Genomic DNA, 24070 nt, shown 5'->3' on the forward strand with positions numbered 1-24070 from the left:
GACCACTCCACGCAGTCGCCGCCGTCTTGGCTGCTGTAGCTGGACTTGACCCAGGGGTGAGTCAGGGGGGTCACGATGCCTCCAAAAGCTTGCGGATCATGCCGGCGGACGCGTCACGCGAGAGAGCTGAAGCGGTGAGTACATCGTAAGACCGTGCGAGGAGTCGCACTGTGGAGGGATCTTCGATGATCGTTCCCGATCTGATGCCCTCCGTGTAGATCACGGGCGGGCCTTCCACGGTGGTCAGAATAGACATGGAACCGTCCATGAGCCCGTGAGTCTCCGCACTTAACGGCATCACCTGCAGCACGGTGGTTCGCCGGGAACCGTGAGCGAGCAACGCGGAGAGCTGTTCCCGCATCACGTCGGGGCCCCCGACGTTCCGCCGAAGCACGGACTCACAGATGACCACGGAGAAGTCCGGCGGGGAAGTGCCCTTCAGTACTTCCTGTCGCGCCATTCGCGCCCGTACCAGCGTGGCAACTTCGTCGTCACTGGCCCGCGGGTCACCCTCCCGGAGAAGGGCTCGCGCGTACGACGCTGTCTGAAGGAGTCCAGGCACCACCGTGGGCGACCACGCCAAAATGCTGACCGCCTTTGGCTCCAGCTCAATGCGCCGGCGGGAGTGCACCGGGAACGATTGGGCGGTGATCTCCTCATAGAGCCGCTTGAACAGGCCGTCCGTGGCAAAGATCTGGTCCAACAGGGCAGGGAGGCCCGGCGGGATGGGGCCCACGCACGTCTCCACCCGGCTGATTGCGCTCTTTGATGTGTTGGCCAACTTGGCCAGTTGAGTCTGGTTCAGGGGGCCTTGTGGATGCAGCTCCCGGTGACTCCGGCACTCTTCCGCGAACTGCCGACGCGGGTCGTATGTGCCCTCTGCGCTCCCTGTTTCGTCTCCGTTAGAGTCCATAACTCCCCCTGACCATTGACCTGGTCACTGACGGTCGTGGCGGCGATAAGGCCGGTCAACGGCATGCGCATATGCCAGCGCGACCAACGCCCAGATCGGGCGCTGAATCTCTCCTCACCGTACCGATTCCTACCTCACTCTTGTCACCAACCAGCCGCAGAGGGTGAGGGGTTCGGATGGCTGAGCGAACAGCTTCAGCGTCCAAAGACGTGACAGACCCGTCGGCATCCCGTGGGGCCCGTACGTCCGGCCGAACCGTGAACTTCTCAAGCGGCACGTGGCCGGACTGGAGCGGATGCGCGATGAATCGGAGTGAGAACGGCCCGGCGCTTGTCGGCTCGAAGCTGGAGCCCGTCCCGGTTCCGGGGTGCGACGTGTGCGAACCCTGCGGCCGGGATCGGGAGGCGGCCCGGCAGGCGGGCCGGTCACTGGAGGTCCGGAGCCTGAACGGCGTGATCGCGGGCCACCCACATGGAAGGGAGGTACGGACATGATCGAGACGAAGGCGCGACCCGGGTTCTACACGTCGCCCAAACAGATCAGGGTCGGGAGCGTCGTCTTCGACCGGGACGCCGACATGGTGGCCGTGGTGCGAGACGTGCGGGGCCTGATGGTCGGACTGGAGCGGCCCACGGGCCTTACCTGGGACGTTGCGTACGGCCGTCTGCGACCGGGCACGGAGCGCGAAGGACGACAGCTCCAGGCCCTGGCGAAGCTCCAGCGCGCACGGATGCGGGGTATGCCGTGACCTGCACGAAGTGCGCTGACCTGCAAGGGCAGTTGGAGGCGGCCGAAACGGCTGGTGACCGGACCCGGGCCGTGGACTGTCGGGTCCTGCTCCGACGTCATCCGCAACACGACGACGTGCCCGTGGATGCCGCTGCGCGTGCCCGGAAGGGAGGTGGCGGGAAGTGAGCAGGCCGCTCGGTGCCCGTAAGCCGCGGGGCGATATGAAGCCGACCAGCGCCGTGGCGAAGGACGACAGGGACGCGGGCAAGCAACGCGCCGAACAGGTCGACCTGTTGGACCGGATGCGGGAGCGCATCCACGGCAAGCCGGATGCCGGCTAGCTCCAGACTCCGCCCCCTTGTCGGATGCCCATTCCGGCGTCCCCCGCGTTGTTGAGTGATCCCGATAGGGGGGCGGGCAAGGCCCCGGGCGACTGTCCCACGGACAGCGGCAGTCGGCCGGGTGGACAATCACCGAGAGAGCACAGGAGGAACAGCGATGTTCTTGATCCTTTCGAACGATGGTGGCGACAAGGTCCCGGGCGAGCCGTGGCCGGGCCCGCAGACGCCCCCGACCCCGGATGGTGGTCCCGGTGTCCCCAACCCGCCCAAGGTTGCCTGACCCGGTGACCACCGACGCACACAAGGAGCGCCCCGGCCTCGACGGGCTGGGGCGTGCCCTCATGTCTTCAGGGGCCCTCTCCTCCGACTGGGCACCCTCGTACGCGGCCGTTCCCCGCTCCACCGTGTTGCCGGACCTCATGTGGCCGTTCGACATGGCGGCCGGCCGGAGCGTGGCCGTGTCCAAAGCGGACGACCCCGCCAGGTGGCAGGAGTTCGCGGATTCAGACGTACCGATCGTCACCCAGTGGGACGACGGGGAGCACACCGGCACCGAACCGGGCCGCGTCCCCACCAGCTCCGCGTCCATGCCTTCGGTCGTCTTCCGGATGCTCCAAGACCTGGACCTCCAGCCCGGCCACAAGGCCCTGGAAATTGGCACGGCCACAGCCTGGAATGCCGTGCTCATGGCTCACCGTGCGGGGCCGGGGTGCGTGACCACGGTGGAGGTGGACCGGGCGGTGGCCACGGCCGCCATGGCCACGGTGGAGCGTCTGGGAATCCCCCTCCACGTCGTTCACGGCGACGGGTTCCAGGGCTATCGGGACGGGGCGCCGTATGACCGGGTAATCGCTACCTGTGGCCTTCGGTCCATCCCGCCCGCGTGGCTGGAGCAGTGCCGGCCAGGTGGCGTCATCGTGGCCCCATGGGGGACGAACTTCTCCCATGGCGACGCGGTGGCCCGCTTGGTGGTCGCGCCGGACGGGAAGTCCGCGGCCGGGAACTTCACGGGGCCCGTGGAGTTCATGAAGCTCCGCTCCCAACGGTTCGTCCCCCGGGCGCATTCCGAGTACGTCACGGGCAGCGTGGCGGATGGCGACGAGTCGTCCACGACGGTCACCGAAACGGAGTTCGTCGGGGAGCAATTCGGCCCGGAGCGCTTCGCCATGAGTCTCCGCGTTCCTCAGTGCTCGTACGTCGAGGCGGAGAACTGCGACGGCGCACGGCCGGTCTGGTTCTACAGCCTCGGTGACCGGTCCTGGGCCTGTTGCATGTTCCGCGACGGGAAGGCGGCGCGCGTCTGGCAGTCCGGCCCCCGCCGGTTGTGGGACGAAGCGGAGGCCGCGTTCCGGTGGTGGGAGGGCCATGGCCGCCCGGCCCCCTCACGGTTCGGTCTGACCGTGACCGCCGAGGGCGAAAGGGTGTGGCTGGACGACCCGGCCGACTCCTGGACGCTTTGAGCGACCGGCCCCGTCCGTGCGTGACCCCCGTGGCGCATGGGCGGGGCCTTTACCGCGACGGGACGGCCGGTCAGGGGATGCGTGCGGTCCACGCGGCGTCCTCGAACTTGGTCCGGACGAGCTCCTGGGCGCGGGCCATCTCCTCGTCGGTGACCTGTCCGTGGGTGAGGCCGTAGCGGGAGCGGAAGGAGTCGATCATCTTCTCGATAACGGCTTCGCGGGGCAGGCCGGTCTGGCGGCGCAGCGGGTCGACGCGTTTCCTGGCGCTCCTGGTGCCTTTGTCGGACAGCTTCTCCTTGCCGATGCGCAGCACATCGAGCATCTTGTCGGCGTCGATGTCGTAGGACATGGTCACGTGGTGCAGGACCGCACCCGGTCCGCCGTCCGGCCCGACCATGCGCTTCTGCGCGGCGCCGGCGACCTTGCCGATCTCGGTGGCGATGTCGTTGAGCGGCTGGTACCACGCCTTGATGCCCATGTCGCCGAGTGCGGTGAGGACCCAGTCGTCGAGGTAGGCGTAGCTGTCGGCGAAGGACAGGCCGGATACGAGCGCCTCGGGGACGGCGAGGGAGTAGGTGATGGTGCTCTGCGGCTCGGCGAACATCGCGCCGCCACCGGAGATCCGGCGGACGACCGTGACGCCGTGGCGGGCGATGCCGTCGGGGTCGACCTCGTTGCGCAGGGACTGGAAGCTGCCGATGATGACGGCGGGCGAGTCCCATTCCCAGACCCGGAGGGTGGGCGGGCGCCGGCCCGCCGCCACCTGCGTCGTGATGACCTCGTCGAGCGCCATGTGGAGGGCCGGTGGCTGGGGCGCTTCGTGGATGAGCTGCCAGTCGTAGTCGCTCCAGTTGGTGGCCTGGGCCAGGGCACGGCGTACCGCGATGGCCACGCTTTCGCCGGTGAAGCCGAACAGCACGGCCGACGGGGGCAGCGCGGCGTTGATCCGGGCGGTGAGGCCGGCGGTGTCCGTGTCGGCCGGGGCGCCTTCCAGGGCGTCGTCGATCTGCAGGATGGCCTCGTCCGGTTCGAGGAAGAAGTCACCTGCGACCCGCACGTTCTTGAGCCGTCCCTCCTCGACGCCGAGGTCCACGACCACGAGTTTGCCCCCGGGGACCTTGTACTCACCGTGCACTGTGCTACCTCCGGGCCGGCCGACGGTTGGAGGTGCTCAGGATATGTTCAGGCTGCGGATGGCACGGTCGGGCACCATGACAGCTGATATCCCTGGGGCCGTTGAGGCGTACGAGGCGCCCGTCCCCCCTTCCGCTCCCCTCGGCCGGCGCCTTCGCTGGAACAAGGTTCCCGAAGTCACGGCGTACTTCTGGGTCATCAAAATCCTGTGCACCACGGTCGGTGAGACGGCGGCCGACCTGCTGAACGAGAAGCTCGGCCTGGGCCTGACAGGTGTGTCGCTGCTGATGAGCGTCCTGCTCGTGGCGGTCCTGGTGGCGCAGTTCCGCACCCGCGCCTACCGGCCCGGTGTCTACTGGCTCGCCGTGGCGCTGATCAGCGTCGTGGGCACGCTGATCAGCGACAACCTCACCGACAACCTGGGCGTACCGCTGGAGACCAGCACCGTGGCCTTCGCGGTGGCGCTCGTCGTGGTGTTCGTGGCCTGGTACCGCAGCGAGCGCACGCTCTCCATCCACCACGTCGACACCACCCGTCGCGAGTCCTTCTACTGGCTCGCCGTGCTGTTCACCTTCGCCCTGGGCACCGCGGCCGGTGACCTGGTCGCCGAGCGCATGGACCTCGGGTACTGGATCTCGGCCGGGCTGTTCGCCCTGGCGATCGCCGCGGTCGCGGTGGCGCACTTCGCCCTCGGTCTGGATGCGGTGTGGAGCTTCTGGACCGCCTACATCCTGACCCGGCCGCTGGGCGCGTCGATCGGCGACTACCTTTCCCAGCCGACCGCCGACGGCGGGCTCGGCCTGGGCACAGTGATCACCAGTGTGCTGTTCCTCGCCGTCATCCTCGGCCTGGTGGTCTTCTTGACGATCACCCGGCGCGACGTTTCCGAGCCGGAACGGCTCACCTCCCGGGCGAGCTGAGCGCGGGCGCGCCCCGGACGGGTGAAGCCGGCCCCCGAAGCTCGGGAGAGGGCCGGCTTCACCCGTCCGGGGCCGCTTCGCGGGTGCGGTCGGTGGCGTTCAGGATGCGTTCAGGCTGCGGCTGGGAGCGTGGGGCGGCGTGCGACGTCACCGCTGAGCGCGGTGTGCCTCGGACCCGCCCATTGCCGCCACCGTGCGCCCTTCGCAAGGCCCCACGACACGACGCTGAGGCGATGCGGAGGCGCCTCCCAGGAGGGATCGACCTTGCCTGAGCCCGAAGTCCTGACCGACATGGACGTCACCGCCACCGACCGGTACGTGCTGCGGAAGCTCCCGGAGGTCACACTGGCCTTCTGGGTCATGAAGACCGCTGCGACGACCCTCGGCGAGACCGCCGGTGACCTCTTCGCCCAGACTCTCAAGCTCGGCTACTTCCTGACCACCATCGCACTGTTCCTGATCTTCGTGGTCACGCTGGTCGTGCAGCTCCGGTCCCGGCGCTACAACCCCTTCTTCTACTGGACCGTCATCCTGTCCACGAGCATGGCGGGCACCACGATGTCCGACTTCATGAACCGGGACGCCAGCGCCAAGTTCCTCACCGACGGCGCGACGTCGCTCGGTTGGGGGCCACAGGGCCTGGGGCTGGGATACCCCACCGGGGCCGCCATCCTGATCTCGCTGCTGATCGTCATCTTCGTCATCTGGAAGTGCACCGGGCTGACGTTCGCCATCCGCGACATCGTCACCTTCCGCGCGGAGGCCCTCTTCTGGGCGGCGATCCTCGTGTCGAACACGCTCGGCACCTCGATGGGCGACTTCCTCTCCGACAGCTCCGGACTCGGGTACGCGGGCGGCGCCCTGCTCGTCACCGGTGTGCTCGCCGTACTCGTCGCCCTGATGCGGGTGCCGGCCGTGCCGAACGTGGTGCTGTTCTGGATCGCGTTCGTGCTCACCCGGCCCCTCGGGGCGACCGCCGGAGACTTCCTGACCAAGCCGGTCGCCAAGGGCGGCCTCGACCTCGGCACGGCGGGCTCGTCGGCGGTGCTCCTCGCGGTGCTGCTCGGCCTCATGGGGTACGCCCACGTTCAGGAGCGCAAGAACGCCCTCCCCCGGGACGAGACCCTCACGGGCGTTTCCTGAGCACCACCGGGACGGCATCGGCCGCCGCTGTCCCGTCCGGGAGCGCCGGGCGGGCCTGCCGGGGCCGGGTCATCCGGCGGGCAGGCCGACCACGAAGCGCGCACCCGGGGTGTGCTCGGCGTCGTGGGTCACGTCACCGCCGGCGGAGCGGGCCAGGCGTCGCGCGAGCGGCAGTCCCAGGCCCGCTCCGCCGTGGCCGTCCCCGGGGTCGGCGCGCCGGCCCGGCTGGAAGAGGTGCGCGGTGAAGGCGGCCGGGACGCCGGGACCGTCGTCGACGACCGCCACACGGGGGCCGTCGGGCTGCGGCGAGACCCGGATGGCGACCCGGCTGCGGGCGTAGCGCAGGGCATTGTCGACGAGCGGGGCGACGATGCGCTCCAGCAGTGCGGCGGGCACCCCGGCCACCAGGGCGTCCGGACCGGACACCGTGCACGTGGTCTTCCCCGGGGTGTCGAGCCGAGCGGCGAGCCGGCGCAGCACGGCCATGACGTCCGCCGTGCCGGGAACGGTGTCTGCGCCGGCCCGGGCGTCGTCGAGGACGGTCTCGCAGATGGTGCGCATGGAGGTGGCGGCATCGGCGATGGAGGCGTGCGTGGCGCGGGTTTCGGCGGTGGAGCGGGGGCGGGCCTGCCACCAGTCGAGTTCGGCGGTGATCCGCGCCAGGGGGTTGCGCAGCTCGTGGGAGAGCTCCCGGGTGAGCTGTTGTTCGTGGCGCAGCACGGCGCGGATCCGGTCCAGCAGCTCGTCCAGTGAGGCCCCGAGCCGGGTGAGCTCGGCGGGGCGGTCCCCGGCGCCGAAGCGCTGTTCGGAGGCGACCACGCTCCACCGGGTGGCCTGCTCCGTCATCGTCCGCACGGGCCGCAGGGCCCGTCCCACCGCCAGCCGGGTCAGGACATAGGTGCAGGCCAGGACACTGGCGTCCAGGGCGAGCGAGGCGATGAGCAGGGTGTCGGCCGAGGCGCGGTACGGCGCGAGGTCCATGGCGGTGACGACGACGGCGGCGGGCCCGGTGCCCGGCCGGACCCCGCCCACGGGCTGGGCACACAGGCGTATCCGGTCACCGGCCGTCACCTCGGCACAGCGGGTGTCGCCGTGCGCGGCGAGACCGGCGGCGGTGCGGGTGACCGTGTCGCCGGCCGGGGCGGAGGCGGGGTGCTCCAGCAGCCGGGCGCCCGCGAAGATCCACACATTGGTGTCGAGGGCGGCGTCGCCGGGGGTCTCCAGGACGCGTACCGGGTGATGGCGGGTGTCGACGGTCGCGGCCACGGCGCCGGCTCGGGCGCTCAGCTCGTTGTCCGCCTGCTGCTGGAGGCGATGGCGGACGATGGTGTTGAACACGACGGTGAGGACCACCATCACCAGGGCGGCGGTGGTCAGCGCGATCAGGGACAGCCGGCCCCGCAGCGTACGGGGGCGGCAACGGCCGGCCAACGCGGCGAGGAGGTGGGGGAGGGGGCTCATGACAGCCGGTGTCCGATGCCCCGGATGGTGCTGATCGTCAGGCCGCTGCCCGCATCCCGGATCTTGCGGCGCAGCCGGCTCAGATACTGGTCGAGGGTGTTGTCGCTGACCTGTGCGCCCTCCGGCCAGCCGGCCCGGACCAGCTCCCTTCTGCCCACTACCGCCCCCAGGCCGGCCATCAGCGCGGCCAGCAGACGGAACTCGGTGGGCGTCAGCGCGACGTCGACGTCCCGTACGCACAAGCGGTGATGCACGGGGTCCAGGACCAGGTCCCCGGCGGTCGTGGGGGCGGTGGGCCCGGAACGCTTGAGGGCGGCACGCAGTCTGGCCGCGAGTTCGGCGAGGTGGAACGGCTTGGGCAGGTAGTCGTCACCCCCGGCGGAGAACCCGCTGAGGCGGTCGTGGAGTTGGTGGTGCGCGGTCAGGAAGACGACCGGGCCGATGAACGCCTGCGCCCGCATCGCCTGGCACACGTCCCGGCCGTCCGCGTCCGGAAGCCCCACGTCCAGCACCACCGCGTCCACGCCGTCGGCGGCCAGCCGCAGAGCTGTGGCGCCGTCCGGGGCGGCCAGCGCTTCGAAGCCCTCGTCACGCAGTCCGCGCACCAGCACGTCCCGCAGGGCGTGGTCGTCCTCGACGACCAGGATGGTGAGACGCAACGATGATCCTCACAAGCCGACGTCATGGGCTCGGGCAGCCCGACCGGGCTACGGTGACCCGGAGTGACTACACGTAAGTAGACGGTCTACTGCACTGTAGACGATGAGGGCGGGAGGGCGTCGTGGCCCAGGACACATCACCCCGCCCCGCCCCGACGCGTCATGTGCCGGTCACGGCGGATCGGCCCCGCTGGGTTCGTCGACCGATTCCTGGGCCCGGTCCGGCCCGGTCCGGCCCGGTCCGGCAGGAAGGGCGGCACCGCGGCCGGAAGGCCGCGCCTCAGGCGCGCTCCTCCAGCCCCGCGAGCAGCCTCGGCAGCGCACTGCCGATCGGCTCGCGGACCACCTCGGCGGCGAGTTCGTCGTACGGCGTCGGCTCGGCGTTGACGATGATCAGCCGTGCGCCGTGCTCCGCGGCCACCCCGGCGAGCGAAGCCGCCGGCTGCACCTGGAGCGTCGTCCCGACCGCGAGGAAGATCTCCGCCGCCTTCGCCACGCTCAGCGCCGTACCGAGCACCTGCGGATCCAGCCGCTCCCCGAACATCACCGTCGCCGACTTCAGGATCCCGCCGCACACCAGACACGGCGGATCGGTCTCGCCCGCGGCCACCCGCGCCAGGGCTTCCTGCATCGACGACCGTGCATCGCAGCGGGTGCAGGTCACGGCCCGTACGGTGCCGTGCAGTTCGAGCACCTTGCGCTCGGGCATCCCGGCGAGCTGATGCAGCCCGTCCACGTTCTGAGTGATCACCCGTAGCGGCGTCCCGGACCGTTCCAGCCGGGTCACCGCCTCGTGCGCGGCATTCGGCTCGGCCCGGAACGCCGGGCTCTCCTGACGCATCCGCCACGACCGCCGCCGGATCTCCGGATCGCCCATGTACGTGTCGTACGTGACGAGCTTCTCCGCCTCCGGATCCCGCCGCCACAGCCCGTTCGGCCCGCGGTAGTCGGGGATCCCGGAGTCGGTGGAGACGCCCGCTCCGGTGAGGATCGCGACGAGCGGGCGGCGGGTCGGCTGGTCGGGGGAGGGGCGGGGGCGGGTGCCGGTCATGGGGTGAGCGTAGGCACTTTGCGGCCCGGCCGTCTTGTCAGTTGTCGGTGTCGGGGTGCCAGCCGGGGGCGTGCTGCCGGGCGAGTGCGTCCCAGGCGGAGGCGCCGCCGGGCAGGGGCCAGGCACAGCTCCGGTCCGGAGTGGTGACCAGCTCGTGCAGCTGCCGCCCCAGCCGGCGGTCGGCCGCCCGGGTAAGAATCTCGACGAGCGGGGCGCACTCGGAGTGTGCCCGTTCCAGCCCGGTGACGTGCTCCTCGTGGTGGCCGATCAGGGGCCGGGCGTAGCGAGCCGCCCACCGGTCCGGGAGTGCCCGGGCCAAGGCAAGGACCTGCGGGCGGCCGTGCTCGGCGAGCGCTGCCGCCAGGCGATCGTGCCCGTCCAGCACCAGGAAGGTGTCGAGGCCGCTCATCCACCAGAGGAGGACGGGAGGCAGTACACCCTCACGGTATTGGCGCCGGTACGCCTTCACCCGCGCGGTGCCGGGGCCGGGCAGCGGGCGCAGCGGCAGCATGTCGCGGGCGTCCTCCTCGGGATCGCCGTAGCCGAACCAGGTGATGTGGCCGATGGCCGGGTCGTGCTGCGGCAGCCGTGCCCAGTTCGCGGCGATGTCCCACCTGGGGGGAAGGCCGCGAGTGAGCTGCCAATCCCCTTCATGGAGCGGCCCGTTGGCGCTTTCCCGCAGCGCACTCGCGAAGTGATGCGCCCACCGGGCGAACCAGGCGTCGTCATCCGGGCAGGTCTCCCGGTACCCACGGGCCACCTCGGCGCGCAACGGAGGTATCGGTGAGGCGTACCGGCCGGTGCGTGCGTAGTGCGCCCCGCGATGGGTGACGCGCTGCCGCGCCAGCAGGACGACCTGGTCGCTCTGGAAGAGCACCAGCCGCCGTCCGTCGGCGACTTCGGCCCGCAGGGACGGGCGGGCCGGTCCGTCGACGCACAGCGCGAGCCCGTCCCAGCGGACGCCGCTTGCCGAGCGGGGGAGCGTGCCGCGCTTCACGGGATGTCGCCTCGTTTCTTCGGGGGTTCCGGAGGGGATTCCGGCCGCCGGGCTGCCGGACCGGGTACGAGCCTATGGTCCGCGGTCCGGGACGGTCTCCGTCCGGCCGGCGGGTGGGCGCCACCGGCGACCTGGGTATGGCGTCTGACGTCCACCGCACCTACCGCACCTCAGAGGAGTCCCCGTGTTCATCACCCGCCCGACCCTCCAAGGCACCTTCGGCATGGCCTCCACCACGCACTGGCTGGCGTCCCAGTCCGCGATGGCCGTCCTGGAGGACGGCGGCAACGCCTATGACGCGGCGGTGGCCGCCGGGTTCGTGCTGCATGTGGTGGAGCCCCATCTGAACGGTCCGGCGGGCGAGGTGCCGATCATCCTGGCGCCCGCCGGCGGGCCCGTGCAGGTGCTGTGCGGACAGGGCCCGGCGCCGGCCGGCGCGAGCGTGGCGCAGTGCACCTCGCTGGGCCTCGACCTGGTGCCCGGTGCCGGGCCGCTGGCCGCCGCGGTCCCCGGCGCGTTCGACGCCTGGATGCTGCTGCTGCGCGACCACGGCAGCAAGTCCCTGGCCGAGGTGCTGCGGTACGCCATCGGCTACGCCGAGCACGGCCATCCTGCCGTCGAGCGGATCGGTGAGACCGTCGAGACGGTCCGGGCGCTCTTCGAGACGGAGTGGGTCTCGTCCGCGGAGATCTACCTCCCGGACGGTAAGTCCGTCGCTCCCGGCGGGCTGCTCAGGAACCGGCCGCTGGCGGCCACTTGGCGCCGGCTGCTCGCGGAGGCGGATCCTTCTTCCCGCGCGGGATGCGGGCGGGAAGCGTGACCGTGGAGTCCCGCATCGGCGACGGGGTCATCGACGGGTTGCGTCGGCGTGGACATCTCGTCACGGTGGGTGAGGCCTGGTCCGAGGGGCGGCTGTGCGCGGTGGCGCGGGACCCGGAGACCGGGGTGCTGTCCGCGGCGGCGAATCCGCGGGGGATGCAGGGGTACGCGGTCGGGCGCTGAGGTTCTGAGGGAGGTTCTGAGGCGCTCCGCTGGGCCGAGGCCGGGGCCGGGGCCGGGGCGCCTTTGGTGGTCACGGGCGGCCTGGCCCCCCCGGGTCGCCCCCCCCGGGTCGCCCCCCCCGGGTCGTGCCCCCCGGCCGTGCCCGCCGTGGCATCCCGAATTCACCTGGAGTCCAGTCGTCGTGTCAGTGGCTCGTGGTTCGATGGACACATGATCGAAGCACTTCGTACCCAAGATTCGGGAGAGACCGCGATTACCCCGATTGCCACCACCCCGCCCGCCGCGACCCCGGCCACGGCCCAGGGGAAGCCCTTGCTCGACCTGTCGACGCTGGACCTGGCCGCCGTAGAGGTCGCCGTCCGCCGCGCCGCGGCCGACGAGATCACGCCTCGCTTCCGGCAGCTCGCCGCCGAGGACATCGTCGAGAAGAACGGGCCGCACGACCTCGTCACGGTCGCCGACCGGCTCGCCGAGGAGCACCTCACCGCCGCGCTCACGGACCTGCTGCCCGGCTCCCGGGTGGTCGGCGAGGAGGCGGTGCACGCCGACCCGAGCGTGCTCGACGCGCTGCACGGCGACGCCCCCGTCTGGATCGTCGACCCGGTCGACGGCACCCGCCAGTTCGTCCACGGCGACCCCGGCTTCGCCACGCTCGTCGCGCTCGCCCACCGAGGCGAGGTGCTGGCCTCCTGGACGTACGCCCCCGCGCTCGGCCTGATGGCCGTCGCCCGCCGTGGCGCCGGCGCCTGGCTGAACGGCGTACCGCTCCGGGCCGGCAGCCCGTCGTCCGGTGCGGTCCTCGATGTCGCCACGTCCCATTTCGACTTCACCACCGCCGACGAGAAGCGGGTGCTCGCCGCCCTGGAGACCGGCGGCATTGCCCCGCGCCCCTGTGGCTCGGCCGGCCTGGAGTATCTGCACGTCGCCCGCGGCGAGATCGACGCCACGGCCTTCAGCTGGGAAAATGCCTGGGATCACGCGGCCGGCCTGCTGCTGGTCCATGAGGCGGGCGGCGCGAGCGGCACGGTCGCCGGGCAGCCGTTCCGTATCGAAGGCGGCAATGCGCTGCCCTTCACCGCGGCGCGGGACACCGCCACCGCGCGGCGTATCCTCGGACTGCTGGCAGCCGCCAACTGACCCTCACCGACGAGGGTCGGACTTGAGGGGAGTGGCGCAGGTGCCGAGGATGCTCGATGCCGTGGTGATCGGGGCGGGGCCCAACGGCCTGACGGCGGCGGTCGAACTCGCCCGCCGCGGTATGTCCGTGGAGGTCTTCGAAGCCCGCGACACCATCGGCGGCGGCGCCCGCACCGAGGAGCTGACCCTCCCCGGCTTCCGCCACGACCCCTGCTCGGCGGTGCACCCCACCGGCGCCGGCTCGCCCGCCTTCCGCACCATGCCGCTGGACCGCCACGGCCTCGAATGGCTGCACGCCGACCTCCCCATGGCGCACCCCTTCCCGGACGGCACGGCCGCCGTGCTCGGCCACTCCGTCGGCGAGACCGCCATGTCCTTCGGACCGCGCGACGCCGGCACCTACCGCAGGCTCGTCGAGCCCTTCACCGGCAAGTGGGAGGCGATGGCCCATGACTTCCTGCGTACGCAGTGGCTCGGCCTGCCGCAGGACCCGCTGACCTACGCCCGCTTCGGCCTGGTCGCGGCGCAGCCGGTCACCCTCCTCAACCGACGCTTCCAGGACGAGAAGGCCCGCGCCCTGATGGCCGGGCTCGCGGCGCACGCCAACGCCCCGCTCGGCGGCTTCGGGACGTCCGGCATGGCCCTGATGTTCGCGCTCGCCGCACACGCCAAGGGCTGGCCGGTGGCGCGCGGCGGCTCCCAGGCCATCTCCGACGCGCTCGCCGGTCTGCTGCGCGCCCACGGCGGCGCGGTGCACACCGACTTCGAGGTCAAACGCCTCGACGACCTGCCGCCGGCCCGCGCCTATGTCTTCGACACCTCACCGACCGCGCTCGCCCGGATCGCGGGCCTGGGCAACGCCTACCGCGACGTGAAGTACGGCCCCAGCGTCTTCAAGGTCGACTACGCCCTCTCGGGCCCCGTGCCGTGGACGGCCGAGGAGGCCCACCGCGCCGGCACCGTCCACATCGGCCCCACCAGCGGCGAGATCTCCGCCGCGCTGAACGCCGCCACCGAGGGCCGGGCGCCCTCGGTCCCCTTCCTGATCACCGCTCAGCCCAGCCTGATCGACCCCACCCGGGCCCCCGAGGGCAAGCACACCTTCTGGGTGTACGGCCACGTCCCCCATGGCTGGGAAGGCGACGCCACCGACGTCGTCGAGCGGCAGATCGAGCGCTTCGCCCCCGGCTTCCGCGACCTCGTCCTGGCCCGTGCGGTCGCCGGGCCGCCCCAACTCGCCGCCCGCAACGCCAATTACGTCGGCGGCGACATCGCCACCGGCTCCGCGGCCGGACTGCGGCTGCTGATCCGCCCCAAGCTCGCCCGCATCCCCTACGAAACCGCCCACCCCGCCGTCTTCCTCTGCTCCCAGGCCACCCCGCCAGGCCCGGGAGTCCACGGCATGTCCGGCCACTATGCCGCCAGGGCGGTCTGGCGCCGGCTGCGCGCGCACCGCCGCTGAATCCAGATCCGGGTGGCCGTGCGGTTCGACTCTCCCTAGGCTCGGACACCATGAGCACCTCCCTCGCCTTCGTCCAGGGCGACATCACCGAACAGGCCGTGGACGCCGTGGTCAACGCCGCCAACTCCTCGCTGCTCGGCGGCGGGGGCGTGGACGGCGCGATCCACCGGCGCGGCGGCCCGGAGATCCTGGCCGAATGCCGCGCGCTGCGCGACTCCCGCTACGGCCGCGGCCTGCCCACCGGTCAGGCCGTCGCCACCACCGCCGGCCGGCTGCCCGCCCGCTGGGTCATTCACACCGTCGGCCCCGTCCACTCCGACAGCGAGGATCGCAGCGAGCTGCTCGCCTCCTGCTACCGCGAGGCGCTGCGGGTGGCCGACGAACTGGGCGCGCGGACCGTCGCCCTTCCGGCCATCTCCACCGGCGTCTACCGCTGGCCCATGGAGGACGCCGCCCGTATCGCCGTCGAGACGGTGCGCGACGCGGACACCGCCGTGGAAGAGGTGCGCTTCGTTCTCTTCGACGACCGCGCGTATGCGGCGTTCGCCGCGCAGGCCGACTGACCACGGACCGTACGGGTCGGCGGGCTCACCGCGGACCGTACGGGCGGGCTGACCGCGGACCGTACGGGCGGGCTGACCACGGACCGTACGGGCCGGCCGGCGGCCGATGAGCTGAGGGAGGTGCGAGGCCATGGACGGACGCTGGCTCGCCCGCCTGTCACTGGCGGCGGGGACGGTGGCGATGCTGGTCCTGCTGCTGTTCGCAGGGCTGCGGAGCGTCGTCCTGGTGGGCGCGGGCGCGGCCGGTCTGGCCGTCACCGCGGCCGGCGTGTGGTGGGTGCTCGCGCACCGGGGCGTGGTGCGGGCGCTCGCTCTCCTCCTGGTCGTGGCGGCGCCGCTCGCCGTCCTCGTGCTCTACGTCGCCGCCGGGCTGCTCTGGGTGGTGCTGGTCTCGCTCGGGCTGTGGGCGCTGGCCGTCTCCGCGGGCCGGGCCGCGCTGGTGGGGGAGACCGGCCCGGCGGCCCCGCGGGAGATGCCGGCCGACCGCCCGGCCCGCCCCTTCCTGATCATGAATCCGCGCTCGGGGGGCGGGAAGGTCGGGAAGTTCCAGCTGGTGCGGAAGGCCGAGGAGCTGGGCGCCGAGGTCGTGGTGCTGGACCCCGCGCACCCGCAGGACGTGGCCGTCCTGGCCCGTCGCGCCGTCGACGAGGGCGCGGACCTGCTCGGTGTGGCCGGCGGTGACGGCACCCAGGCGCTGGTCGCGGGCGTGGCGGCGGAGTACGGCATCCCGTTCCTGGTGATCTCCGCGGGTACCCGCAACCACTTCGCCCTGGACCTCGGCCTCGACCGCGAGGACCCCGCGACCTGCCTGGAGGCGCTGACCGACGCCGTCGAGCTGCGGGTCGACCTCGGCTACGTCGGCGACCGCGTCTTCGTCAACAACGCCTCCTTCGGCGCCTACGCCGCGGTGGTGCAGAGCCCGGCATACCGGGACGACAAGGCCCGTACGATCCTCGACCTGCTGCCGGACCTGCTGACCGGTCACAGCGGCCCGCGGCTGGCCGTCCGTGCCGGTACCACGGCCCTCGACGGGCCGCAGGCCGTACTGGTGAGCAACAACCCCTACCGCATGGGGGATCCGGCGGGCCTGGGACGCCGGGAGCGGCTGGACTCCGGCCTCCTGGGCGTGCTGGGCGTGCATGTCGACAATGCGGCGCAGGCGGCCTGGATGCTACGTGGTCGCCGCGGCTCCGGGCTGACCTCGCTCACCGCCCCGGAGGTGGTCATCGACGCCGACGCGTCCGTCGTCCAGGCGGGCGTCGACGGCGAGGCCCTCACCCTGCCCACGCCGGTCCGCTGCCGGATCGCACCCGGCGCCCTGCGCGTACGGGTGCCCCGCCACCGCCCCGGAGTGCCGCACAGCGCACCGACGATGAACTGGCGGCGGGTACGACAACTGGCCGCGAGGATGGGGCGGGCGGCACGGGGGCGCACCGCCGGCTGAGCGCGGTCCACCGGGCCCTGCCGAAGCCCCTACGGCAGACCGTGGCCCCTACGGCAGACCGGGCTCCTACGGGAGAGCGGGCCCCTACGGCAGACCGTGGCCCCTACGGGAGAGCGGGCCCCTACGGCAGACCGGGCCCTAGGGCAGACCGAAGCCCTTACGGCAGACCGGTCCCTCGACGGCAGAGCGAGGCCCGGAAGGCGGACCGGAGTCCCGAGAGGCAGATCGAAGCCCGGAGGGAGACCGGGGCTCCACGGCGGACCGCAGCCCGCAAGCCCGCGCCCGAAGCACGCCGGCCCGAGAAGGAAGGCAGCATGCCCGTCAGAGGAAACATGGGAAGGAGCCCGAAGATGACGGAGCTTTACCCGGCGATCGAGCCGTACGCCACCGGGCTGCTGGACGTCGGTGACGACAACCGCGTGTACTGGGAGGTCTGTGGCAACCCCGAAGGGAAGCCCGCGCTGGTCGTCCACGGCGGGCCGGGATCGGGATGCAGCACGGGCGCGCGGCGGTCCTTCGACCCGGACCGCTATCGCGTCGTCCTCTTCGACCAGCGCGGCTGTGGACGCAGCACCCCGCACGCCAGTGACCCGGCCACCGACATGCGGCACAACACCACCGGGCATCTGCTCGCCGATATGGAGCAGTTGCGGGAGCACCTGGGCATCGACCGCTGGCTGCTGTTCGGCGGATCGTGGGGCTCGACACTGATCCTGGCGTACGCACAGCGACACCCGGAGCGGGTGTCGGAGATCGTCATTCCCAGCGTCACCACGACCCGGCGTTCGGAGATCGACTGGCTCTACCGGGGCGTCGGCCGGTTCTTCCCGGAGGCGTGGGAACGCTTCCTCGCCGGTGCTCCGGGGGTGAGGCCGGACGGCGACATCGTCGGGGCGTATGCACGCCTGATGGCGGACCCCGACCCCGCGGTGCGCGAACGGGCCACCGCCGACTGGTGCGTCTGGGAGGACGCGGTGCTCTCCCTGGAGTCGTACGGTGCCCCCCGCCCCTACGGCGACCGCCCCTCGGACGCCCGGGTGGCCCTGGTCCGGATCTGCTCGCACTACTTCTCGCACGGTGCCTGGCTGGAGGAGGGCGCCCTGCTGCGGGACGCCGGGCGGCTGGCGGGCATCCCGGGGGTGCTCCTCCACGGCCGCCAGGACATGGGAGGACCGCCGCACACCGCCTGGGAGCTGGCCCGCGCCTGGCCCGCCGCCCGGCTGACCGTCATCCCCGACGCGGGGCACAAGGGGAGCGAAGCGATGCGTGAGGCGGTGATCGGCGCGCTCGACCGGTTCGCCGGGAAGTGACCGCCGAGGGCCGGCCGGCCGGGTGACCTGCGGGGCGGCCCTGATGACCTGCGCCGTCCATGGCGGCCCTGGTGACCTGCGCCGTCCGTGGCGGTCCGGGTGACCTGCGCCGCCCCTGGTGGCCCGACGTTGATGTCGGATTCTCGCCAGCCGGCCGGCCCCGACTGAGCAATCCTGAGGGCATGCACACCGACACCGAGCGTTGTCTGCGCGCCGTGCAGTCCAAGGATGCCCGCTTCGACGGCTGGTTCTACACGGCCGTGCTCACGACCCGTATCTACTGCCGTCCCAGCTGCCCCGTGGTGCCGCCCAAGCCGGAGAACATGCGGTTCTACCCGAGCGCGGCCGCCGCCCAGCAGGCCGGTTTCCGGGCCTGCAAGCGGTGCCGCCCGGACGCCAGCCCCGGCTCTCCCGAGTGGAACGTGCGCGCCGACCTCGTCGCCCGCGCCATGCGGCTGATCGCCGATGGCGTCGTCGACCGTGAGGGCGTACCCGGGCTCGCGGCCCGGCTCGGCTACAGCACCCGGCAGACGGAACGCCAGCTGCTGGCGGAGCTGGGCGCCGGGCCGCTCGCCCTGGCCCGCGCCCAGCGGGCGCAGACCGCCCGCCTCCTGGTGGAGACCACGGCACTGCCGATGGCCGATATCGCCTTCGCCGCCGGTTTCGCCAGCATCCGCACCTTCAACGAGACGGTACGGGAGGTCTTCGCCCTGTCCCCGACGGAGCTGCGGCAGCGAGCCAGGCCGGGGCCCCGTGGGGCGGTGCCCGGCGCGCTCGCGCTGCGGCTGCCCTTCCGGCAGCCGCTGAACCCCGACAACCTCTTCGGGCACCTCGCCGCCACCGCGGTCCCCGGCGTCGAGGAGTGGCGGGACGGCGCCTACCGCCGGACCCTGAACCTCCCCTACGGGCACGGCATCGTCGCCCTCGCACCCCGCCCCGACCACATCGACTGCCGTCTCTCCCTCACCGATCTGCGTGACCTGGCGGGCGCCATCGCCCGCTGCCGCCGGATGCTCGACCTCGACGCGGACCCGGAGGCCGTCGACGGGCTGCTCCGAGAGGACCCGCTGCTGGCGCCGCTGGTCGACAAAGCGCCGGGACGACGGGTCCCGCGTACGGTCGACGCCGAGGAATTCGCGGTCCGCGCCGTCCTGGGCCAGCAGGTGTCCACCGCGGCGGCCCGCACCCACGCCGGACGGCTGGTCCGCGCGCACGGCGAACGCGTCGACGACCCCGGCGGCGGCCTCACCCACCTCTTCCCGTCCACCGCCACGCTCACCGGGCTGGATCCGGAGGCGCTGGCGATGCCCCGCACCCGCCGGGCCACCCTCACCGGCGTCATCGCCGCCCTCGGCTCCGGCGTGCTGCAACTGGGCGTCGGCAGCGACCGGGACGAGGCCCGCGACCGGCTCGCGGCGCTGCCGGGGATCGGCCCCTGGACCGTCGAATGCATCGCCATGCGTGCGCTCGGCGACCCGGACGCCTTCACACCGACCGACCTCGGGCTGCGCCGTGCGGCCGCCGGGCTCGGCCTGCCGCACACCCCGGCGGCCCTCATCCGGCACTCCGCGCTCTGGCGCCCCTGGCGCGCCTACGCCGTCCAGTACCTCTGGGCGACCGATGACCACCCCATCAACCACCTCCCGACGAACTGAGGCCGCAGCCATGACGGTTCACCCACCCGCTCCCGACGCGCCCCGCACCCACACCGTCCTGGACGGCACCCCCGTGGGGCCGCTCACCCTGGTCGCCGCCGGCGAGGCCCTCACCGGCCTGTACATGACCGACCAGCGCCACCGCCCGCCCCAGGAGACGTTCGGCGCTCCCGCGGACCCCGGCGAGCCGCCGTTCGCCGCGGCCATCGCCCAGCTCCAGGCCTATTTCCGCGGGGAGTTGACCACCTTCGACCTGCCGCTCGCTCTGCGCGGCACGCCCTTCCAGCGCCGGGTCTGGGCGGCGCTGGGCACCATCCCGTACGGCGAGACCCTCTCGTACGGGCAGCTCGCCGAACGGCTCGGCGTCCCGACGGCGGCCCGCGCGGTCGGTCTGGCCAACGGGCGCAACCCGGTCGGCATCATCGTCCCCTGCCATCGCGTCGTCGGCGCCAACGGCAGTCTCACCGGCTACGGGGGCGGGCTGGACCGCAAGCGCCGTCTGCTCGCCTTCGAACGGACGGAGGACGGCCTCTTCCCGGCGGAGGCGTACGGATGACGAGCACCGGGCCCGCTCGCCGCTCATGGGTGGCGAGCGGGCACCGGCGTCATGCTCTGCGGTCCGTGACGCTGCGGTCTGTGAAGCTGCGGTCCGTGACGCTGCGGTCCGTGAAGGGGCCGTCGGCCCTGAAGACCAGCCGGCCGAAGCGTTCACCGATGCGGCGGTGGGTGGCGGCATCCGGGTGGAGCTCATCGGGCAGCGGCAGTTCGGCGGAGTCGGCCTCGCCGTAGAGGTCACGGCCGTCGAGGTAGTGCAGGTTCGGGTCTTCGGCCGTCCGCTGCTGCACGATCCGGGCCAGCTCGTCCCGGATGACGCCCAGGGTCAGTTTCCCGTGCGCGCGCTCCGCGGGGTCGCCGGTGGCCCGAAACCGCATTTGCCCGGTGCTGAGAGCGCTCAGGTCAGGGGCGCTGGGGCCGGGTGTTTCCTCGTGGATGGGGCACAGGAGGGGCGAGACCACCAGCAGCGGGGTGCCGGGGTGGCCTTCGCGGATGGTGTCGAGGAAGCCGTGGACGGCAGGGATGAAGGCGCGCAGGCGCATCAGATCGGCGTTCACCACGTTGATGCCGATCTTGATGCTGATGAGGTCGGCGGGAGTGTCCCGCAGGGCGCGGGCGGTGAACGGGTCGAGCAAGGCGCTGCCGCCCATGCCCAGGTTGATCAGTTCCACGCCGCCGAGGGCGGCGGCGAGTGCGGGCCAGGTGGTGGTGGGGCCGGCGGCGTCGGAGCCGTGGCTGATCGAACTGCCGTGGTGCAGCCATACTTTGCGTCCCCGGTCCGGCGCGGGCTCGACGGGGGCGTCGGTGCGCAGGGCGACGAGTTCGGTGGTCTCGTTGTGCGGCAGCCAGATCTCTATGTTCTTGGCGCCGTCGGGCAGGCCGGAGAAGCGGAGGGTACCGGCCGGTCCGGGCCGCTGCTCGGCGGTTCCGGCGGCCATGTCGATGGTCAGGGTGTTGCCGCCGCTCACGCCGGCCCGGCCGGCCGGACGTCCGTCGACGAGCAGTTCGTACACGCCGTCCGGGCGGGGCGGGGCACCCACGTAGACCCGTTTGGTGGGCAGCGCGTCCAGCTCGATGGCGGTGGCCCGGGTCCGGAAGGCCAGCCGTACGCCGGAGGGCTGGGATTCCGCCATGGCGAGCTGCCCGTCCATGTACTGCGCGCGGGCCCGGGCGGGCAGCCGGTGCGGCAGCACCCCGTGTGCGGTGTGTTCCAGGTCGAGGGCGCCGCGCAGGAGGTCCGCGGTGAGGGGCGTGGTGATCCAGTGGTGTTCGGTGTTCATCATCCCAGCCTGTTGATCAAGATGCCTGAAGCGTGCGTTCAGATCCGCTGATGCACTGGTCCGCTGATGCACTGGTCCGCTGATGCGCTGATGCGCTGAAGCACTGATGAGGTGCGGCGGTGCGGCGGTGACGGCGGGATCAGGGCGCGGGCCAGTTCCGCAGGAGGGCGTCGAGGCGGTCCAGGATCCACGACCAGGTTTCCTGCGAGTCGGGAGCGCTGTGCCGGAAGCCGCCGGCCGCCTCCAGGCTGACGTAGCCGTGGAAGACGCTGCCCAGCAGCCGGACGGCGTGCGTCTGGTCCGGCTCCGTCAGGTCGTAGCCGCGCAGGATCGCCCGCGTCATCTGCGCATGTCTGGGCCCCGCGCTCGCCGCCGCCGTCTCCGGATCGAGCCGGAGCTGCGCCGCGGCATAGCGGCCGGGGTGCTCCCGGGCGTAGTCGCGGTAGACGTTGGCGAAGGCGGCCAGGGCGTCCTTGCCGGCCCGCCCGGCCAGGGCGGCGGCGACCCGGTCGGCAAGTTCCTCCAGCGCGAGCAGGGCGATCCTGGTCTTGAGGTCCTGGGAATTCTTCAGGTGCGAATACAGACTCGCGGCCTTGACGTCGAACTGTCTCGCCAGCGCCGAGACGGTCACCTGCTCAAAGCCGACCGCATCCGCCAGTTCCGCCCCCGCCTGGACCAGGCGTTCCGTGGTCAGTCCTGGGCGTGCCATAGCCTCCCCCTCTATTGACTTAAGCGATTATGCATTTACCTATAGGGTGTAGGCAAATCCGAGACCCAGCCCATGGGGCCTCGCGGGCCGAGGACGAGGCCGGCAGGGAGGGTGTCGGTTCGCGTCCCTGGCTCCATGTCTCCGTCGACGGTGCAGGGGTGGTGGGTCATGCCGGGGCACGGCTGCCGGCTGATCTCGCCGACGTCACCGGACTGACCGGTGCGTCGCGAACTACTCGACACGCTCGTGATCGATGAACGCGGTCAACACGTCCACAGTTGCTTCGGGCTGCTCGTCGGGAATGAAGTGTCCGGCCTGTGGGATGAAGGCGCCGGTCGTGTTCTCTGCCCACGGGCTGATGGAGGCGGCCATGTCGGGGATCGAGCCATGGGAGCTGGAGATTCCCAGGACCGGGACGGTCAAGTGCCCTCGTTCGAGAGCGTCGTGATTTTTACGCGCTGATTCCGCGGCGTCGCGGTAGTAGGCGAGAGACGCCGAAAGGCCTCCCTCGGCCGCGATGGCGGCGGCGTAATGGTCGATCTCGGCGCCGTCGAAGGCGTTCGGGGACAGAGCTTTGACCTTCAAGAACCAGCCGACGTAGGCACGCTCGCGGCCGGTGAGCAGAGTCTCGGGCAGTTCGGGCACCAGGTGGAAGGCGAAGTGCCAGGTCTTCCAGGCCCGGTCGGAATCCGTTGGAATGGAGTCCGGGAGGGTGATTCCGGGAATTCCGGCGTCAAGCAGGGCGACACCATGCAGGCGCTCTTCGTGCTTCAGGGCCAGCGAGAAGGCGACCCAGGCCCCGATGTCGTGGGCGGCGAGCCAGTACTTCGGCACGTTGAGCGCGGTCAGCGCGGCCTGGACGCGCGAAGCGACGGTGTGCGTGTCATAGCCCCCTTGAGGGCGGTCGGAGTGGCCCTGCCCCGGCAGGTCGATCGCGATCACGTGGAATCGCTCGGTAAGGCCTGGCATCACCTTTCGCCAAGCCCACCAGGTCTGCGGGAATCCGGCGAGCAGGACGACGGTAGGACCGGCCGGCCGGCCGCCTTCCACGGCGTGAAGCCGGATTCCTTCCGCGTCGACCCAGCGGTGAGTGAAACCCGCAAGGTCGTACAGCGGCAACCCGGGGACCGGGTTCTGGTCGCAGGAGCGGTTCGGGGCCACGGCGTCGTCGGTCATGTCTTGAGCCTACTGCATCTTGGACTGGTCAGTTCAAGATAGGATGGGCAGGGCCACAACGGCTGGTCCAAGAACGAGGTGCATGAGTGATGGCCGGGAAGAAGCAGTTCGACGTGGGCATCGCGCTCGACGCGGCGATGGTCCAGTTCTGGCGAGCCGGATACGCCGACACGTCTCTCGACGACCTCTCCAGGACGACCGGATTGAACCGCAGTTCCCTCTACTCCTCGTTCGGCGACAAAGACTCGCTCTACCTGCGCTGCCTGGACCGCTACGCAGCGCGGTACGGAAACAGGTACGACCAGGCGCTTTCACGTGCGTCCGAGGAACCGCTCCAGGCGGTACGGGCGTTCTTCGAGGTCACCCTGCAGCGCATCGCCGACCCTGACGTACCCGATGGATGCCTGATCGCCCAGACCGCGATGGCGGCACCGGTGCTCAGCCCCACCATCGCCGCACGCGCGATCGAAGCTCTGGGCTTTCAGCATGCGCGGCTGCGGACCGCCTTGAACGCCGCGCAGTTGGCCGACGGCGATGCCGACGACTTCGCGGTTCACATAACGGCGGTCAACCAGTCGCTGGCCGTGATGAGCAGGACCAGGGCGAGCCAGAAGCAGCTCCGCACGGTCATCGACATCAGCATGAGCGCGCTCTCGCACGCCTTGCATGCCCGGAGCTAGCCGCGCCGTTTCGCCTGCCGGCCACCGCGCTGGAACGCCGCCCTGCCCGAGCAGTGAAAACCCCCCGCCCACAGGACAGCTGACGATCAACGACGCCTCATCGCCCCAACCGAAACAGCGAGGCTAGGCAGTTTCGTTTGGATCAGCTGGTCGTTGGTCCTGGTGTGCCGTTAACAGATGCGCAATGGGCGCGGATCGAGCCGTTGCTTCCGGACCGGACGCCGAAGCGGGGTGGCCGCTGGCGGGATCACCGGGAGGTGATCGACGCGATCGCCTTCAAGTTCCAGAC

The 24070-nt window shown here is 71.6% G+C and carries 24 protein-coding genes and 1 pseudogene; 16 read left to right on the forward strand and 9 right to left on the reverse strand.

Annotation, left to right across the window (positions count from 1 at the left end):
• Positions 1-70: 70 nt before the first annotated feature.
• The gene (locus ACF088_RS39690) at positions 71-703 is read right to left on the reverse strand and encodes a DUF5753 domain-containing protein (protein ID WP_392380853.1); all 633 of its coding nucleotides are present in this window, start codon (positions 701-703) and stop codon (positions 71-73) included.
• A 700-nt stretch (positions 704-1403) separates the two neighbouring features.
• Here ACF088_RS39690 and ACF088_RS39695 point away from each other — a divergent pair.
• From ACF088_RS39695 to ACF088_RS39705, 3 genes are all read left to right on the forward strand, one after another.
• Positions 1404-1661 carry a hypothetical protein gene (locus tag ACF088_RS39695; protein WP_392380854.1) on the forward strand — a complete coding sequence of 86 codons (258 nt, stop codon included), beginning with the start codon at positions 1404-1406 and terminating at the stop codon, positions 1659-1661.
• A gap of 163 nt (positions 1662-1824) precedes the next feature.
• Positions 1825-1983 carry a hypothetical protein gene (locus ACF088_RS39700; RefSeq protein WP_392380855.1) on the forward strand — a complete coding sequence of 53 codons (159 nt, stop codon included), beginning with the start codon at positions 1825-1827 and terminating at the stop codon, positions 1981-1983.
• Positions 1984-2267: 284 nt separating this feature from the next.
• The gene (locus ACF088_RS39705) at positions 2268-3443 is read left to right on the forward strand and encodes a protein-L-isoaspartate(D-aspartate) O-methyltransferase (protein ID WP_392380856.1); all 1176 of its coding nucleotides are present in this window, start codon (positions 2268-2270) and stop codon (positions 3441-3443) included.
• A gap of 70 nt (positions 3444-3513) precedes the next feature.
• Here the strand turns inward: ACF088_RS39705 and ACF088_RS39710 are convergent, their stop codons facing one another.
• The gene (locus ACF088_RS39710; protein WP_392380857.1) at positions 3514-4578 is read right to left on the reverse strand and encodes a biotin/lipoate A/B protein ligase family protein; all 1065 of its coding nucleotides are present in this window, start codon (positions 4576-4578) and stop codon (positions 3514-3516) included.
• 76 nt (positions 4579-4654) lie between these two features.
• On the opposite strand from ACF088_RS39710, the gene ACF088_RS39715 reads away from it, so the two are divergent.
• Both ACF088_RS39715 and ACF088_RS39720 read left to right on the forward strand, forming a co-directional pair.
• On the forward strand, positions 4655-5497 hold the full coding sequence (locus ACF088_RS39715) for a hypothetical protein (protein ID WP_392380858.1): 843 nt from the start codon (positions 4655-4657) through the stop codon (positions 5495-5497).
• Between the two features lie 264 nt (positions 5498-5761).
• Positions 5762-6640 (forward strand): hypothetical protein, encoded by an 879-nt coding sequence (locus ACF088_RS39720; RefSeq protein WP_392380859.1) that lies wholly within the window; start codon positions 5762-5764, stop codon positions 6638-6640.
• 69 nt (positions 6641-6709) lie between these two features.
• On the opposite strand, the gene ACF088_RS39725 is transcribed toward ACF088_RS39720, so the two are convergent.
• From ACF088_RS39725 to ACF088_RS39740, 4 genes are all read right to left on the reverse strand, one after another.
• Complete coding sequence (locus ACF088_RS39725; RefSeq protein ID WP_392380860.1) at positions 6710-8101, reverse strand: sensor histidine kinase; 1392 nt, start codon at positions 8099-8101, stop codon at positions 6710-6712.
• Positions 8098-8760, reverse strand: a complete 663-nt coding sequence (locus tag ACF088_RS39730) for a response regulator transcription factor (protein ID WP_392380861.1) — start codon at positions 8758-8760, stop codon at positions 8098-8100. The genes ACF088_RS39725 and ACF088_RS39730 overlap by 4 nt, the downstream gene beginning before the upstream one ends.
• Positions 8761-9040: 280 nt before the next feature.
• Positions 9041-9811, reverse strand: coding sequence for an NAD-dependent deacetylase (locus tag ACF088_RS39735; protein ID WP_392380862.1), 771 nt, complete (start codon positions 9809-9811; stop codon positions 9041-9043).
• A gap of 37 nt (positions 9812-9848) precedes the next feature.
• Positions 9849-10808: a hypothetical protein gene (locus ACF088_RS39740; RefSeq protein WP_392380863.1), complete on the reverse strand. Its 960-nt coding sequence runs from the start codon at positions 10806-10808 to the stop codon at positions 9849-9851.
• 184 nt (positions 10809-10992) lie between these two features.
• Here ACF088_RS39740 and ACF088_RS39745 point away from each other — a divergent pair.
• From ACF088_RS39745 to ACF088_RS39785, 9 genes and pseudogenes are all read left to right on the forward strand, one after another.
• Positions 10993-11589, forward strand: a pseudogene (locus ACF088_RS39745) (gamma-glutamyltransferase); the annotation flags it as partial.
• 35 nt (positions 11590-11624) lie between these two features.
• The gene (locus ACF088_RS39750; protein ID WP_392380864.1) at positions 11625-11810 is read left to right on the forward strand and encodes a hypothetical protein; all 186 of its coding nucleotides are present in this window, start codon (positions 11625-11627) and stop codon (positions 11808-11810) included.
• 210 nt (positions 11811-12020) lie between these two features.
• A complete protein-coding gene (locus tag ACF088_RS39755) occupies positions 12021-12947 on the forward strand; it encodes an inositol monophosphatase family protein (protein ID WP_392380865.1) in 927 nt (308 codons plus the stop codon).
• Between the two features lie 40 nt (positions 12948-12987).
• A complete protein-coding gene (locus ACF088_RS39760) occupies positions 12988-14409 on the forward strand; it encodes a phytoene desaturase family protein (protein WP_392380866.1) in 1422 nt (473 codons plus the stop codon).
• A 50-nt stretch (positions 14410-14459) separates the two neighbouring features.
• Complete coding sequence (locus ACF088_RS39765; RefSeq protein WP_392380867.1) at positions 14460-14972, forward strand: O-acetyl-ADP-ribose deacetylase; 513 nt, start codon at positions 14460-14462, stop codon at positions 14970-14972.
• Between the two features lie 130 nt (positions 14973-15102).
• Positions 15103-16416: a diacylglycerol/lipid kinase family protein gene (locus ACF088_RS39770; RefSeq protein ID WP_392380868.1), complete on the forward strand. Its 1314-nt coding sequence runs from the start codon at positions 15103-15105 to the stop codon at positions 16414-16416.
• A 350-nt stretch (positions 16417-16766) separates the two neighbouring features.
• On the forward strand, positions 16767-17726 hold the full coding sequence (pip, locus tag ACF088_RS39775) for a prolyl aminopeptidase (protein ID WP_392380869.1): 960 nt from the start codon (positions 16767-16769) through the stop codon (positions 17724-17726).
• Positions 17727-17908: 182 nt separating this feature from the next.
• On the forward strand, positions 17909-19381 hold the full coding sequence (locus ACF088_RS39780) for an AlkA N-terminal domain-containing protein (protein WP_392380870.1): 1473 nt from the start codon (positions 17909-17911) through the stop codon (positions 19379-19381).
• 10 nt (positions 19382-19391) lie between these two features.
• Positions 19392-19937: a methylated-DNA--[protein]-cysteine S-methyltransferase gene (locus tag ACF088_RS39785; RefSeq protein ID WP_392380871.1), complete on the forward strand. Its 546-nt coding sequence runs from the start codon at positions 19392-19394 to the stop codon at positions 19935-19937.
• A gap of 49 nt (positions 19938-19986) precedes the next feature.
• On the opposite strand, the gene ACF088_RS39790 is transcribed toward ACF088_RS39785, so the two are convergent.
• From ACF088_RS39790 to ACF088_RS39800, 3 genes are all read right to left on the reverse strand, one after another.
• A complete protein-coding gene (locus tag ACF088_RS39790; protein WP_392380872.1) occupies positions 19987-21216 on the reverse strand; it encodes a GDSL-type esterase/lipase family protein in 1230 nt (409 codons plus the stop codon).
• Between the two features lie 139 nt (positions 21217-21355).
• The gene (locus tag ACF088_RS39795) at positions 21356-21925 is read right to left on the reverse strand and encodes a TetR/AcrR family transcriptional regulator (RefSeq protein ID WP_392380873.1); all 570 of its coding nucleotides are present in this window, start codon (positions 21923-21925) and stop codon (positions 21356-21358) included.
• Positions 21926-22156: 231 nt separating this feature from the next.
• Positions 22157-23101, reverse strand: coding sequence for an alpha/beta fold hydrolase (locus tag ACF088_RS39800; RefSeq protein WP_392380874.1), 945 nt, complete (start codon positions 23099-23101; stop codon positions 22157-22159).
• 89 nt (positions 23102-23190) lie between these two features.
• On the opposite strand from ACF088_RS39800, the gene ACF088_RS39805 reads away from it, so the two are divergent.
• On the forward strand, positions 23191-23781 hold the full coding sequence (locus ACF088_RS39805) for a TetR/AcrR family transcriptional regulator (protein ID WP_392380875.1): 591 nt from the start codon (positions 23191-23193) through the stop codon (positions 23779-23781).
• Positions 23782-23945: 164 nt separating this feature from the next.
• Positions 23946-24070: transposase (locus ACF088_RS39810; RefSeq protein ID WP_392380878.1), on the forward strand; the 125-nt coding region annotated here is incomplete at its 3' end.

This window comes from Streptomyces sp. NPDC015125 (assembly GCF_043080045.1).
In the GTDB taxonomy this organism is placed as follows: Bacteria; Actinomycetota; Actinomycetes; order Streptomycetales; family Streptomycetaceae; genus Streptomyces.